The sequence below is a fragment of the Natronoarchaeum philippinense genome (genome assembly GCF_900215575.1).
GTDB lineage: Archaea > Halobacteriota > Halobacteria > Halobacteriales > Natronoarchaeaceae > Natronoarchaeum > Natronoarchaeum philippinense.
In genome coordinates, this window is the sequence record NZ_OBEJ01000001.1 from 514,714 (window position 1) to 528,920 (window position 14,207).

Annotated in this window: 14 protein-coding genes; 8 read left to right on the plus strand and 6 right to left on the minus strand. The window is 65.7% G+C overall.

Going from position 1 to position 14,207, the window contains the following annotated elements:
- The first annotated feature begins 220 nt into the window (after positions 1–220).
- The 3 genes from gyrB (at position 221) to CRO01_RS02670 (ending at position 4,901) form a co-directional block, all read left to right on the plus strand.
- Complete coding sequence (gene gyrB / locus CRO01_RS02660) at positions 221–2,134, plus strand: DNA topoisomerase (ATP-hydrolyzing) subunit B (protein WP_097008310.1); 1,914 nt, start codon at positions 221–223, stop codon at positions 2,132–2,134.
- 13 nt (positions 2,135–2,147) lie between these two features.
- Positions 2,148–4,607 (plus strand): DNA gyrase subunit A, encoded by a 2,460-nt coding sequence (gyrA, locus tag CRO01_RS02665; RefSeq protein ID WP_097007565.1) that lies wholly within the window; start codon positions 2,148–2,150, stop codon positions 4,605–4,607.
- 108 nt (positions 4,608–4,715) lie between these two features.
- Complete coding sequence (locus tag CRO01_RS02670) at positions 4,716–4,901, plus strand: hypothetical protein (RefSeq protein ID WP_097007566.1); 186 nt, start codon at positions 4,716–4,718, stop codon at positions 4,899–4,901.
- A 40-nt stretch (positions 4,902–4,941) separates the two neighbouring features.
- On the opposite strand, the gene CRO01_RS02675 is transcribed toward CRO01_RS02670, so the two are convergent.
- The 3 genes from CRO01_RS02675 to rocF all read right to left on the minus strand — a co-directional run bounded on the left by CRO01_RS02675 (position 4,942) and on the right by rocF (position 7,649).
- On the minus strand, positions 4,942–5,418 hold the full coding sequence (locus CRO01_RS02675) for a DUF3093 family protein (protein WP_097007567.1): 477 nt from the start codon (positions 5,416–5,418) through the stop codon (positions 4,942–4,944).
- Positions 5,419–5,554: 136 nt separating this feature from the next.
- Positions 5,555–6,682 carry an outer membrane protein assembly factor BamB family protein gene (locus CRO01_RS02680; RefSeq protein ID WP_179747377.1) on the minus strand — a complete coding sequence of 376 codons (1,128 nt, stop codon included), beginning with the start codon at positions 6,680–6,682 and terminating at the stop codon, positions 5,555–5,557.
- 46 nt (positions 6,683–6,728) lie between these two features.
- Positions 6,729–7,649: an arginase gene (gene rocF / locus CRO01_RS02685; RefSeq protein ID WP_097007569.1), complete on the minus strand. Its 921-nt coding sequence runs from the start codon at positions 7,647–7,649 to the stop codon at positions 6,729–6,731.
- A gap of 127 nt (positions 7,650–7,776) precedes the next feature.
- On the opposite strand from rocF, the gene CRO01_RS02690 reads away from it, so the two are divergent.
- The 3 genes from CRO01_RS02690 to CRO01_RS02700 all read left to right on the plus strand — a co-directional run bounded on the left by CRO01_RS02690 (position 7,777) and on the right by CRO01_RS02700 (position 10,446).
- Positions 7,777–8,445, plus strand: a complete 669-nt coding sequence (locus CRO01_RS02690; protein WP_097007570.1) for a metal-dependent transcriptional regulator — start codon at positions 7,777–7,779, stop codon at positions 8,443–8,445.
- A 111-nt stretch (positions 8,446–8,556) separates the two neighbouring features.
- On the plus strand, positions 8,557–9,090 hold the full coding sequence (locus CRO01_RS02695; protein WP_097007571.1) for an Rrf2 family transcriptional regulator: 534 nt from the start codon (positions 8,557–8,559) through the stop codon (positions 9,088–9,090).
- A gap of 177 nt (positions 9,091–9,267) precedes the next feature.
- Positions 9,268–10,446: an NAD(P)/FAD-dependent oxidoreductase gene (locus CRO01_RS02700; RefSeq protein WP_097007572.1), complete on the plus strand. Its 1,179-nt coding sequence runs from the start codon at positions 9,268–9,270 to the stop codon at positions 10,444–10,446.
- Between the two features lie 5 nt (positions 10,447–10,451).
- On the opposite strand, the gene CRO01_RS02705 is transcribed toward CRO01_RS02700, so the two are convergent.
- Positions 10,452–11,840: a cytochrome P450 gene (locus tag CRO01_RS02705; RefSeq protein WP_097007573.1), complete on the minus strand. Its 1,389-nt coding sequence runs from the start codon at positions 11,838–11,840 to the stop codon at positions 10,452–10,454.
- Between the two features lie 83 nt (positions 11,841–11,923).
- Here CRO01_RS02705 and CRO01_RS02710 point away from each other — a divergent pair, with 83 nt between their 5' ends.
- Positions 11,924–12,574: a helix-turn-helix domain-containing protein gene (locus tag CRO01_RS02710; RefSeq protein ID WP_097007574.1), complete on the plus strand. Its 651-nt coding sequence runs from the start codon at positions 11,924–11,926 to the stop codon at positions 12,572–12,574.
- Positions 12,575–12,587: 13 nt separating this feature from the next.
- On the opposite strand, the gene CRO01_RS02715 is transcribed toward CRO01_RS02710, so the two are convergent.
- Complete coding sequence (locus CRO01_RS02715; RefSeq protein ID WP_179747378.1) at positions 12,588–13,433, minus strand: nucleoside phosphorylase; 846 nt, start codon at positions 13,431–13,433, stop codon at positions 12,588–12,590.
- A gap of 113 nt (positions 13,434–13,546) precedes the next feature.
- Here CRO01_RS02715 and CRO01_RS02720 point away from each other — a divergent pair, with 113 nt between their 5' ends.
- The gene (locus tag CRO01_RS02720) at positions 13,547–13,816 is read left to right on the plus strand and encodes a PLDc N-terminal domain-containing protein (protein WP_097007575.1); all 270 of its coding nucleotides are present in this window, start codon (positions 13,547–13,549) and stop codon (positions 13,814–13,816) included.
- A 3-nt stretch (positions 13,817–13,819) separates the two neighbouring features.
- On the opposite strand, the gene cdd is transcribed toward CRO01_RS02720, so the two are convergent.
- Entirely contained in the window at positions 13,820–14,206 is a 387-nt protein-coding gene (cdd, locus tag CRO01_RS02725; protein WP_097007576.1) for a cytidine deaminase, read from the minus strand.
- Position 14,207: the final 1 nt, after the last annotated feature.

Genomic DNA, 14,207 nt, shown 5'->3' on the forward strand with positions numbered 1-14,207 from the left:
GCCGAATATCGGCGGCCGTTCGACGGCGTCTGCGTGCTGGTAGGCGCCGCCAAAACGACGGCGTGGAAGGCCGTTAGGTCGCCCACTCCGATCGGCACGCTTGCCGATGGGGTAGCTGGTAGCCTCGTCCTTGTAGCGGTACGGTTCGGTTACCTTTTCGCGCGCGAGCGCGCGTACGTGACCTTTATCAACCCGGGTGGCCTACGTCGAGACAGATTTTATGTCCGAGGAAACGGAGTACGGTGCCGGACAAATCCAGGTACTCGAAGGACTGCAGGCGGTGCGTAAGCGTCCGGCGATGTACATCGGTTCTACTGACTCTCGCGGGTTGCATCATCTCGTCTACGAGGTGGTCGACAACTCCATCGACGAGGCGCTGGCTGGTCACTGTGACTCGATCGGCGTGACGATTCACGAGGACGGATCGGTGAGCGTCTCCGACGACGGTCGGGGCATCCCGGTCGACACCCACGAAGAACACGACAAGCCCGCCCTAGAGGTGATCATGACGGTGCTTCACGCCGGCGGGAAGTTCGACAACAAGTCCTATCAGGTGTCGGGCGGCCTCCACGGCGTCGGCGTCAGCGTCGTCAACGCCCTCTCCGGAACACTCGAAGTCGAGGTTCGACGCGACGGCGCCGTCTGGACCCAGCGCTTCGACGCCGGAGAGCCCGCGACCGACCTCGAACGCGTCCGCGACATGGACCCCGAGGAAGACACCGGCACGCAGATCCGTTTCTGGCCGGACGAGGACATCTTCGAGACGACGACCTTCGAGTTCTCGACGCTGGAAAGTCGGCTTCGGGAACTCGCTTTCCTCAACTCCGGCGTCGAGATCACGCTCGCCGACGAGCGCGACGACACCGCCGAGAACTTCCGCTACGAGGGCGGCATCCGCGAGTTCGTCGAGTATCTCAACGAGACCAAGACCGAACTCCACGACGATGTCATCTACTTCGAGGACGCCGAAGAGGGGATTCAGGTCGAGGTCGCACTACAGGCCACCGACGAACTGCAGGGCTCGATCCACGCTTTCGCCAACAACATCAACACGCGAGAAGGCGGCACCCATCTCACCGGGTTCAAGACTGCATTGACCCGGACGGTCAACGACTACGCGACCGACAACGGGCTGCTTGGCGACCTCGACCAGAACCTCAAGGGAGAGGACATCCGCGAAGGGCTCACGGCGGTCATCTCGATCAAGCACCCCGACCCGCAGTTCGAGGGCCAGACCAAGACGAAGCTCGGTAACTCCGAGGTTCGCGGGATCGTCGAGAGCGCGACCCACGACGGGCTCGGCACGTTCTTCGAGGAGAACCCCGACACAGCCGAGGCGATCGTCTCGAAGGCCGTCGAGGCCGCGAAGGCACGCAAGGCCGCCAAGAAGGCCGAGGAGCTGACCCGACGCAAGAGCGCGCTCGAATCGACGGCGCTTCCCGGCAAGCTCGCCGACTGCCAGACCAAAGACCCCGAGGACTCCGAGCTGTTCATCGTCGAGGGCGACTCCGCTGGCGGTAGCGCAAAGCAGGGGCGCAACCCCGAGAATCAGGCGATCCTCCCGCTCGGCGGGAAGATCCTCAACGTCGAGAAACACCGGCTCGACCGCATTCTGGAGAACGACGAGATCCGGAACATGATCACCGCCGTCGGGACGGGGATCGGCGACGAGTTCGACATCGAGGACGCCCGCTACGAGAAGATCGTGATGATGACCGACGCCGACGTTGACGGCGCTCACATCCGAACCCTTCTGCTGACGCTGTTCTACCGACACATGCGCCCGCTGATCGAGGCGGGCTACGTGTACGCCGCCCAGCCGCCGCTGTATCGTATCCGCTACCGGGGCAACACGTACGACGCGATGACCGAGCAAGAGCGCGAGGAGATCATCGCCGAGAAGTGCAACGGCAACCCGACGCAGGTCCAGCGGTTCAAGGGCCTCGGCGAGATGAACCCCGATCAGCTCTGGGAGACGACGATGAACCCCGAGAACCGCGTGCTCAAGCAGATCAACATCGAGGACGCCGCCGCCGCGGACAAGATGTTCTCGGTGCTGATGGGCGACGCCGTCGAGCCGCGAAAGCAGTTCATCAAAGAGCACGCGCCGGAAGCAGAGTGGGTCGACATCTAATGGAGGCATCTACATGAGCTCAGACGTACCCGATCCGAGCGACGTCGACGCCGCCCGCGTAGAGCGGGTTCGCGTCGAAGACGAGATGGAGCAGAGTTACATCGACTACGCGATGAGCGTCATCGCGGGCCGCGCGCTGCCGGACGTCCGCGACGGGCTCAAGCCCGTCCACCGGCGCATCCTCTACGCGATGCACGAGATGGGCGTCTCCAGCAACACGAGCCATCGCAAGTCCTCCTCGGTGGTCGGGGAGACGATGGGTGATTATCACCCACACGGCGACAGCGCGATCTACGACACGCTCGTGCGCATGGCCCAGCCGTTCTCGATGCGCCATCCGCTGGTCGACGGGCAGGGCAACTTCGGCTCGATGGACGGCGACCCCGCCGCCGCGATGCGCTACACCGAGGCCCGGATGAGCCCCATCGCCGAGGAGATGCTCACCGACATCGAGAAAGACACGGTCGACTTTTCGTCGAACTACGACGACCGCCTGCAGGAACCTGACGTGTTGCCGTCGGCGTTTCCGAACCTGCTGGTCAACGGTTCGTCGGGCATCGCGGTGGGGATGTCGACGAACATCCCGCCCCACAACCTCGGCGAGGTCATCGACGCGACCATCGAGCTGATCGACGACCCCGACGCCACGGTCGAGGATCTGATGGAACACGTCAAGGGGCCGGACTTCCCGACCGGCGCGAACGTCGTCGGGCGCGACGCCATCTACTCGGCGTACTCGACGGGCCGCGGACGCGTCCGCGTCCGCGCCGAATACGAGACCGACGACGACCAGATCGTCATCACCGAGATCCCCTTCCAGCAGAACAAAGCGCGCCTCGTCGAGCGCATCGCCGACGACGTCAACGAGGGCAAGATCGAAGGCGTCCGGGACCTGCGCGACGAGTCCGACCGGAACGGCGTCCGGATCGTCGTCGAACTCAAGCGCGGCGCGAACGCCGACGTGGTCGAGAACCAGCTCTTAGAGCATCACCTCGAGAACACGTTCGGCGTCATCAACCTCGCGCTGGTCGACGGCCAGCCCCAAGTGCTGACGCTTAAAGAAACCTTAGAGCACTACATCGACCACCGCCGCGAGGTCGTGCGCCGGCGCAGCGAGTACGATCTGGCTGAAGCCGAAGACCGGGCCCACATCCTCGAAGGCCGGCTGACGGCGCTGGAGAACGCCGACGACGTGGTCGACATCATCCAAGACGCCGAGGACCGCGACGACGCCAAGGCGGCGCTGCGAGAGGCCTACGAGTTCTCGACCGAGCAGGCCGACCACATCGTCCGGATGCAACTGGGCAGTCTCACCTCGATGGAGGCCGCCGAGATTGAGTCCGAGTACGAGGACGTGCAGGACCGCATCGAGCACTTGGAGACGATCCTCGGCGACGAGGACGAACTGCTCGCGGTCATCAAAGACGAACTCCGCGACATCAAAGACGAGTACGCCGACGACCGTCGGACGAGCATCCTCGAAGATCAGGGGACGGTCACCCACGAGGACCTCATCGCCGAGGAGGAGGTCGTCGTCGTCGTCACGGAAGACGACTACGTCAAGCGGATGCCCGTCGAGCAGTTCGACTCGCAGGGGCGGGGCGGCAAGGGCATCATCGGCGCCGACGTGAAGGAGGGCGACCGCGTCTCGAAGGTGTTCCGGGCGAACACCCACGACTACCTGCTGTGCTTTACGAACCACGGGCAGGTCTATCGCCTGAAGACCTACGAGATCCCCGAGATGAGCCGCACGGCCCGGGGCAAGTCCGCGATCAACCTGATCGACCTCGACGACGGCGAGGAGATCACCGCCGTCGTCGCCACCGACGAGTTCGAGGACGGCGAGCGCGTGACGATGGCCACCCGGAACGGCTACGTCAAGCGCACCGCCGGCGAGGAGTTCGAGAACATCCTCTCGACGGGGATCATCGCCGCCGACCTCGAAGACGGCGACGAACTGATCGACGTGGAAGTCACCGACGGCACGAAGGATCTGGTCATCGCCACCGAGGGCGGCATGACGATCCGGTTCGACGAGTCGGAAGTGCGCTGTATGGGCCGGAACGCCCGGGGCGTCGGCGGCATCAAGCTGCAGGACGACGACAAGGTCGCCGGCCTCGTCGCGACCGACGAGGACGACGACAACGCCCTGCTGACCGTGACCCGAAACGGGTTCGGCAAGCGAACCGCTCTCGCCGAGTACAGCACGCAGTCCCGGTACGGAATGGGGCTGATCGACATCAAGACCGGCGAACGCAACGGCCCGGTCGCCACGGTGAAGTCGGTCGCCGCCGACGACAATCTCGTCCTGATGAGCGAGAACGGCCAGATTATGCTCACCCGGGCGGCGGACGTGTCGACCGTCGGCCGCAACACGATGGGCGTGACGGTGATGGACGTCGACGCCGACGACGCCGTCGCAAGCGTCGACGTGCTGCCCGCCGGTTCGCAGCCTGACGACGACGAGGAGTAGCGCGAAAGATCGCCTTTCTGACCTTCTAACGGCTCGAAACGCTGTCTACCACGGTGACGATCGTTTTTATCAACAGTTATTTGGACTGTTGGAAGCGAAACAGACGACATGGCCGAGACGACCGCAACCGACGGCGACAACGCCGCGCTGGCCTACACGATCGCCGGGATGGCGCTCGTAACGATCGGCGGATTCGTCGATTCGACGCTTCAGTACGGATTGCTGGTTGGTGGGGTTCTTTGCGCCGGGGTCGGCGTCGTCGTAGCGTGGCAGGAACACCGAGACGAGGACTGAGTCGACGCCGCTGCGCTGGCTGGCGCTCGGTCTCGGAGCGCTACTGACGCGCTCGTTCGATCGCCGCCGCCAGTTCGTCGGCGCGCTGCGAGCCGATCAACAGCGGCTTCCCGTCCTGTCGTTCGATCCGAACGCCGTCGGAGCCGCTGACGTTGTACGCCCAGCCATCTGCACTCCAGCGAACACCCCACCCGCCGTACTCGCCGATCGGGCTGTACTCGACGGCCTCCACGCGTTCGATCGCGTCGATCGGGACGTGTCGAGGCCGGAGATGAAACGGAAAGAACCGTACACTGATGCCGTCGTCGCGGACTGCTGTGGTCAGCGTGGCGACTGCAAACAGCGCCAGCACAGCCACCACCACTGTCAGGCCAACCACGGCGCCGGCGTCGGAAACGCCCCCCGGGTAGAGGCTACCGCCGACGACCACCGCTACGGCCAGCAAGAGCCCCCAGAGCCACGGCTGCCTGAACCGCTGGGTCTCGTGGAAGTAGCTCTCCGTGGTGCTCTCGTTCATGCTAATATATTCCTCTTCTTACACTATCTTCGTTTCGGTACGTCGACCCACACGTGGCGGCAGTCGACGACAGAATTCGCCTTCCGGGAGCTCTGGCGACGAGTTCGATCGGAGATCGGCGCCACGAAGCGGCGTCTCAGTCGAGCGCGTCGCGTTCGAGGGCGAAGATCCGATTGCCGCCGGGGACGACGACCGTCTCGTCGTACACGATCGGCCGTGCGTCGGCCATCCCCGGCGGCGTGGACGACCAGCGGACCGAGCCCGACGCCGCGTCGAAGACGATCAGTTCCTTCTGGTCGATCCACGCGTACACGCGGCCGTCGGCGACGCGAAGCCGCGTGGCGTCGACTTCGGCGTCGAAAGTGTGGGTCCAGCGGGACTCGCCGTCGGTGTCGAACGCGTGGACGTACGAGCGCTCGTGGTCGTGGGAGATGCAATAGACACCGCCATTCCGAACGACCGGCTGCTCGAAGACCGCCTTGGCCTGTCCGGTCCACGACACCTCGCGGGCGTCGAGGTCGATCGCGTACAGTCTGTTGCGGTCGTACTCGCCGACTTGGCTTCGTCCCGAGGCGACGTACAGCGTGTCGTCGGCGACGACCGGGGCGGTCTGTAGCTGGAGGCTGCCGATGTCGAGCGTCCAGCGCGTCGTCCCGTCGGCCGGATCGACGGCGACGATCCCGCTGCGTTCGTCCATCTGAAACCAGACGGCGAAGTAGAACGTACCCCCGTGCTCGGTCGGGCCGTAGAAGCTGTCGTTGATATCGTCGGACAGAGTCCGCCGCCAGACGCGCTCGCCGGACTCGGGGGCCAGCGCGTACAGCTCGGAGCCCCTGTTGCAGTAGAGTCGCTCGCCGAGGCGGAGGATAGTCATCGCACCGTTGGGATTGTTCCGTTGCCACCGGCGCTCGCCCGTCTCGCGGTCGAACGCGAAGGTCCCGCGACAGCCCGAAACGTAGGCGCGCTCGTCGTCGAGCGCCAGCGGCGGCGAGTAGCAAATCTGTCCCTCCGGCTTAGGCAGCGTTGTGCTCCACTGCTCCTCGCCGGTCGCCGGGTCGAGCGCGTTCAGCGACTTCGTCGACTCGACGTACAGCGTGCCATCACGAACCGCTCCGTCGATCGATGTGCCGACGGTTTTGACCCACTGGGCCCGATCGTTCCGGACGGACCACAACTGCGCCCGTGCCCTGAAACAGCCTGCGAGCCCGGCTGCGAGCCCGCCCGCACAGACACCGAGATAGCGCCGTCTGGAGTGGTTTCTCACGTGTGGTTGCTCGTGCCGGTACGTACTTAGCAACTACGACGCACGTTCAAAGGATCCGCTTTCCGAGCGCGCTGGCGGCCAGTTCCGTCGCCAGTTCGGCCGTCTCGTTGTGCTGGTCGAGGATCGGGTTGACCTCGACGAGTTCCATCGACCGGAGGTCGGCGCCGTCGGCGGCGTCGCGGGCCGCGACCCGCTCCATGGCGGCGTGGGCTTCGCGGTAGCTGACGCCGCCCCGGACCGGCGTCCCGACGCCGGGAGCCTCGCTGGGATCGAGCCAGTCCAGATCGAGGCTCACGTGGAACCCTTCGACGCCGTCGGTTGCGATGTCGAGTGCGTCCTCGACGACTCGCGTCAGCCCGCGGGCGTCGATGTCCGACATCGTATAGACGCTGACGGCGCTGTCGCGGAGCGCTTCGGACTCGCGCTCGTCGACGCTTCGGAGGCCGACGAGCGCGACGTTCTCCGCGGACAGCCCGGCCGAGCGCGCCCACGGGTGGTCGTCGAACGATCCCCTGCCGAGGGCGGCCGCCAGCGGCATCCCGTGGACGTTGCCGCTGGGCGAGGTCGCCGGCGTGTTGAAATCGCCGTGGGCGTCGAACCAGACGGCCCCGATTTCGGCGTCCCGGCCCGATCCCGCGAGCGTCCCGATAGCGATCGAGTGATCCCCGCCGAGCGTGAGCGGTGTTTGGCCCGCCTCGATACAATCGGCCACTTCGTCGGCGAGTCGCTCCGAGACTTCCCTGATCTCGCTCAGGTACTTCGCGTCGCCCTGGGCGACGCCGTCGTCGGGGGCGCGCTCCCCGGCCCGGGCGGCAAACAGGTCGCCAACGTCGCTCACGTCGACACCGGCGTCGGAGACCGCCTCGGCGAGATCGCCGTACCGAATCGCCGACGGCCCCATGTCGACGCCGCGGCGGTTTGCGCCGTAGTCGGTCGGCGCACCGATGATCCGCACTGTGGGACTCATGACAGCAGCTACGTGCAGGGTGCGTTTATCAACTGGGGTTCGATCGGCCCCACCGACCCTCGCAGCCGAGCGGCGTCGATCCGACCGCGGTAGATATACAAGTCCGCCTTCCCTACTCGCTGATGCGATGATGCTCAGCGACGTGATGGAGGACTACCTGAAGGTCATCTACCACCTGCAGGGCGAGCGTGACGGGCGAATCCGCACCTCCGAGATCGCGGACTACCTCGATGTCACGTCGCCGACGGTGACCAGCATGATCGACAAGCTCGAAGAGCGGGGGCTGGTCGACCGCGAGAAGTACAAGGGCGTCGAACTCACGCCCGAAGGCGAGACCGTCGCGCTGGAAGTCGTCCGCCATCACCGGCTGCTCGAATCCTATCTCACCGAGCAACTCGACTACGACTGGAGCGAGGTCCACGAGGAGGCCGACCGGTTGGAACACCACATCAGCGAGAAGTTCGAGCGCCGACTCGTCGAGGCGCTGGGCGATCCGCAGGTCGATCCCCACGGCGATCCGATCCCCAACGAACAGCTCGATCCACCGGAGACGACCGAGAATCGCCAATTGACAGAGTTCGAGGAGGGCGACCGCGTCGTCGTCGAGCGGATCAGCGACCGAGATCCGGAGGTTCTCCGCTACCTCTCGGATCGTGGCATCGACACGGGCGTCACGCTGCGTATCGACGAGATCGCCCCCTTCGGGATGATAACCGCCTGTCCGAATGGTCGGGATACTGAGGTGTCGTTACCGGAAGACGTCGCCGTCGACGTTCACGTTCACGACGCCGTCTGACAGTTTTCACCGACCGAGCGGTCAGAGCTTGTGAGTGGAACTCAGTATCACACGTGCGAAATGTGGTGATAGTCGCCGGATTTAAGACGTTCACCGACGAATCGTTCACTAATGTCATCCATCGAGCTTACACCGAGTCAGAAGACCATCCTCACTGCCCTCATCAACCTCCATCGGGAGGACGAAGACGCAGTGAAAGGCGAGGACATCGCCGAGGAGGTCGACCGTAACCCCGGCACGATCCGCAACCAGATGCAGAGCCTCAAAGCGCTCCAGCTCGTCGAGGGCGTCCCCGGCCCGAAGGGCGGCTACAAGCCGACCGCGACCGCCTACGAGGCGCTGGACATCCAGCGCATGGACGAGCCGGCGTCGGTGCCCCTGTCCCACGAGGGCGAGCCCGTCACCGAGGGCAACGTCGAGGGAATCGACCTCAGCAGCGTCCACCACCCCGAACTGTGCCGCGCGGAGATCCACTTCCAAGGCTCGGTGCGGGACATCCACGAGGGCGACAGCGTCACCGTCGGCCCGACGCCACTCTCGAAGCTCCAGATCGAGGGAACCGTCGACGGCAAGGACGACACCGCCAACATCCTGATCCTGAAGATCGACGACATGGTCGCGCCGGCAGAAGAGCCCGAGCACTGACCACCTGCGACGTGCGGTCGACGCCGCGGTCAGCGCGTCGATAGCTCTCTTTCGATCTTCTCGCGTCGACGCAGTTTTGCTCGTAACGATTTGCTTCGATAGCTCCTGTGAGATACTCTCTATCACACGGGTGAGCGTTTCAAAGCCTTTGTATCACAGGGTTCCAGAGTAGGAGTCATGACAGACACGGTCGTCGTTCTCGGCGCAGGATACGCCGGCGCTGGCGCGGTCCAGCAACTCGAAGACGAACTGAACGGGAGCACGGAGATCGTCTGGGTCTCCGACACCGACTACCATCTGGTGCTCCACGAGTCCCACCGCGTCATCCGGGATCCCTCGATCCAGCACAAGATCACGATTCCGGTCGAAGAGATCAAATCGCCCGCGACGACGTTCGTCGAGGGCGAGGTGACGAATCTCGATGTCGACGACCGCGAGGTCGAGCTGGCCGACGGCGATACCATCGACTACGACTACGCGCTGGTCGCGCTGGGCAGCCAGACGGCCTACTACGGCATCCCCGGCCTCGAAGAGCACTCCTTGACGCTCAAGAGCCTCGACGACGCGCTGGAGATCCACGAACAGGTCAAAGCAGCCGCCCAAGACGCGACGCGCAGCGACCCCGCCGAAGTCGTCATCGGCGGCGCCGGCCTCTCGGGCATCCAGAGCGCGGGCGAGGTCGCCGAGTTTCGCGACAAGCACAACGCGCCGATCGAGATCACGCTCGTCGAGGCGCTCGAAGAGATCTTCCCGCCGGGCTCCGACGAGATCCAGCGCGCGCTCCGGGAGAAACTCGAAGCCGCTGGCGTGAACATCCTCACCGACGACCCGATCACCGAGGCGACCGCCGACGCGATCGAGTTCGACGAGCGCGACGCGATCGACTACGACGTGTTCGTCTGGACCGGCGGCGTCACCGGCCGCGACGCGATGGCAGGTGCGGAACTGGACAACGAGCACAACCGCATCAACGCCGCCTCGACGTTCGAGACCAGCGACGAGCGCGTGTTCGCCATCGGCGACTCGGCCGTGATCGACCAAGGCGAGAACCCGGCACCGCCGACCGCACAGGCCGCTTGGCAGGCCGCCGAAGTCGCCGGCGAGAACCTCGCTCGCGCGATCGACGGCCGCCCGCTCAAGACGTGGGCGCACAAGGACAAGGGGACGGTCATCTCCATCGGCGACGAAGCCGTCGCCTGTGACGTCGACCCCGGCTTCGGCGCCGGGCGCCTGTTCGAGCCGATCGGCTCCTTCGGCGGCCTCCCCGCCGAGACGCTCAAGAAGGTCATCGCAGCGCGCTGGATCGCCGACCTCACGTCGTGGAACCGGGCCCGGAAGGCCTGGGACGCGCTGTAGCCGACCTACCGTTTTCGTACCCGAACCGCTACTTCTCCGGGATCGAGCGTCACGCTCATCGTCGGATCGAGCGACTCGGTAACGCGCTCGAACTCGACGCGCTGTGCTAGCGTCGCCAGCGCGAGCTGGAGTTCCGTCATCGCAAAGCGCATCCCCAGACAGTGGCGCGGCCCGCCGCCGAAGGGGAAGTACGCGTACTCCGGTCGGTCCCGATCCGCCAGCCAGCGCTCGGGATCGAACGTCTCGGGGTCGGACCACCAGCGCTCGTCGCGGTGGATGCCGTAGGCAGATAGCTGCAGCGTCGCGTCCTCCGGGATGCGATACCCGCCGAGCGTGAGCGCCTCGTGGGGCTCTCGGTAGAGAATCGTGATCGGCGGGTACAGCCGCATCGCCTCGTTGACGATCGCCTCGGTCACGTCGAGGCTGGGCAGGTCGAGAAACGTCGGGTCGCTGTCGCCGAGTTCGCGCTCCAGTTCGGCGTCGAGTCGCTCACGCACGTCGGGGTGGCCGGCCAGCAACCAGCAGGCGTAAGTCAGCGACGTGGCGGTCGTCTCGTGGCCCGCGAACAGGAACGTCACGAGTTGGTCGCGGACGACGTTCGGCGCCATCCGCTCGCCGTCCGGGTACTCCGCGCGGGCGAGCGTCGAGAGAAGGTCGTCCCGGTCGTCGGCGTCGCGGCGCTCGTCGACCAGTCGCTCGATCAACTCGTTCAGATCGTCCATCGCCCGCTCGTAGCGCCGGCCCGACGGCGAGGGGAGCCACGAGGGAAGCACCGAGTGGAGCGCGAACGTCGTCGGATCGGCGATGTCGGCCAGCGCGAGCGTCGCCTCGCGGACGACGCCGGCGCGCTCGTTGTCGAGATCGAGATCGAACAGCGCCTCGGTCAGGACGCCGAGCGTGAACGTCGAGAGCGTCTCCCGGAGTTCGACGACCTCGCCGTCTCGCCAGTCCGCCGCCAGCGCGTCCGTCTCGTCGACCATCGTCTCGGCGTAGGACTGGACCTGCGCGGGCGTGAACTCCGACTGGAGCAGTTGGCGCTGGCGGCGCCACGTCTCGCCTTCAGAGAACGCGACGCCGTCGGGCGCGATGAGTTCGCCGAAGGCGGTCTCGAAGTCGCCCTTGCTGAACTCGTCGTTGCGACCGACCAGCACCGACTCGACGATGTCGGGGTCGAACACCGCGACGAACTCCTCGCCGAGCGCTCGGTAGGAGACGACATCGCCGTGTTCCTGAAGCGTGTCAAGAAAGTCGATCCCCTGCCGGACGTACGTCAACGTGTTCCCGACCAGCGGCGCGCCGGATCGGCGCGGCGGGGCCGTCGGCTCGGGGGCCGGTGTGGCGGCTGTCGTCCCGGTTCGACGGTCCGCGTCGGTCTCGGCTGAACGTTCTGCCATCACTCGTTGGTTCGGGCCACAGTGCCGTCGGAATTCCCGCGAAGCTCTGAATGTTTTTAAGTAACGACGCCGATACTCCGCGCGTGCAATCGGCAGATCTGACGCTCACGCTCCCCGAGTCGATGCAGTTGCCGACGCCGGACTACGAGGGGTACGTCGACCGGGAGGAGGTGCTGTCGTGGCGCGTCGACCCCGTCGAGGGCGTCGTCGGCTTCCTCTCGTTGGTGGCCGGCGATCGAGAGCGATGTGTCGAGGTCGCGACCGATCTCGACGCCATCGATCGGTTCGATGTCGCGCCGATCGACGACGAAACGTTCTACGCCTACGCCGAGATCGACCTGCGGGACGCCGACGCGTCGCTGATGGCGCCGTTCGACGACGGCGGGCTCGTGGTCGTTCCGCCGATCGTCTACGAAGATTCGTCGACCGTCCGCGTGACCGCGCTGGGGACCGACGACGCGCTCTCGGGACTGCTCGATCGGTTTCCGGACGGCGTCGGCGTCGAGGTCGAGCGCGTCGGCGATCACGACCGCCTCTCGGGGTCGCTCGCCAGCCGACTGACTCGGCGGCAGTTCGAGGCGCTCTCGGTCGCCCGCGAGTTGGGCTACTACGAGGTCCCCCGCGAGGCACCGCTGTCCGCGGTCGCCGACGCGCTGGGGTGTTCGGAGAGCGCGGCGTCGACGCTGTTGCGAACCGCGCAAGCCAATCTCGTCGACGCTGCGCTCGCCCGGTAACGTAGTCTGCGGCCTACTCCAACGAGAGTCCGGCGTGCCACTGGTCGACGCCAGCCTCGCGCTTTGTCTCGTCCATCTGTGCCAGTAGTTTCACCGCGAGCGTCGCCGTCTCGGCGGCCCGGTTCTCGCCTTCGGTGCGGAACTCGCCGGTCTCCCGGTTGGCGTAGACGGTACAGATGGCGCCGGCCCGCAGGCCGTAGACGTTCGCCAACGTCAAGATCGCGCTGGCTTCCATCTCGATGTTTGCGACGTTGGCGTCTCGGAGATTGTCGACGAGTTGGTCGCTGCCGGCGGCCTCGAACCCACCGAAACCGGGTCTACCCTGCCCCGCGTAGAAGCTGTCGGCGCTCATCGTGATGCCGGTGTGGTACTCGTAGCCCAGTCGCTCAGCGGCCGCGATCAGCGCCGAGACGACCTCGTGGTCGGCCGCCGCCGGGTAGTCCTCGCGGACGTACTCGTCGCTGGTGCCCTCCTGTCGGACCGCGCCGGTCGTGATGACCAGATCGCCGACCGCCATCTCGGGCTGGATTGCGCCGCAGGAGCCGACGCGCACGAGCGTGTCGGCGCCGACGCGGGCTAGTTCCTCGACGGCGATGGCGGCCGAGGGCGAGCCGATGCCCGTCGACGTGACGCTGATCGGCGTCCCCTCGTACCGACCGGTGACGGTTCGGTACTCGCGGTGGTGTGCGACCTCCTCGCTCTCGTTCCAGAACTGCGTGACCTTCGGGACGCGCTCGGGATTCCCCGGCAAGAGCACGGCGTCGGCAACGTCGTCGGGGCCGACTTCAAGATGGTACTGTTCGCCGTCGTTGGGGTCCTCGCTGTCGCCAGCCACCTCCGTGCCGTCTCGGTCGCTCATGTCCGGGGGATTCGTCGGCCGGGGGTAAATATGCCGTCGCTGCGTGGGTAGATGGTTCGCGCTCGCCGACAGCCGGGACAAAGTATTTACAATTGCGCTGACGTGTTCACAACATGGCAGCTGGTGGTCTCGCCCTGTTGATGATCGTCCTGTTTTTCATCTTCTCGATCATCATTCCGTTTTGGGTGTACAGTGACGCACAGCAAAACAGCTCCTACAGCGCCGTGCTGTGGGCGCTCGTCGCCTTCTTCGGCGGACTCCTCGGCCTCCTGTTGTACCTGCTGATCGGTCGTGATCGGACCGGTGGGCGAGGTGGGAATCACGGTGGAAACGACGGCTGGAACGACAACGAGCGTTCCAACGAGCCCGACCTCCGTCGCTGAGACTCAGTCCAGATCGTCCCGCGAGATCGTATCCGGTAGTAGCTCGCCGAGGGTGTACTCGGCGACGGCGTCGCCCTCGTCACAGCACACGCGCAGGTCGTCGTCGCAAAACTCCGTCAGCGACTGGCGACACATGCCGCAGGGCGTCTGGCCGTCCTGCTCGCTCGTGCTGACCGCGATCGCGTCGAACTCGCGGTGGCCCTCTCGGATCGCTTCTGCGAGTGCGACCTCCTCGGCGTGGAGACTGTTCGAGAAATTGGCGTTTTCGATGTTACAGCCGGTGAACACTGTTCCGTCGGCGGCCCGCAGCGCGGCGCCGACGAGATACTCGGAGTAGGGTGCGTACGATGCCGTGCGGGCCTCGCGGGCGGCTTCGATCAGGTCGTCCATA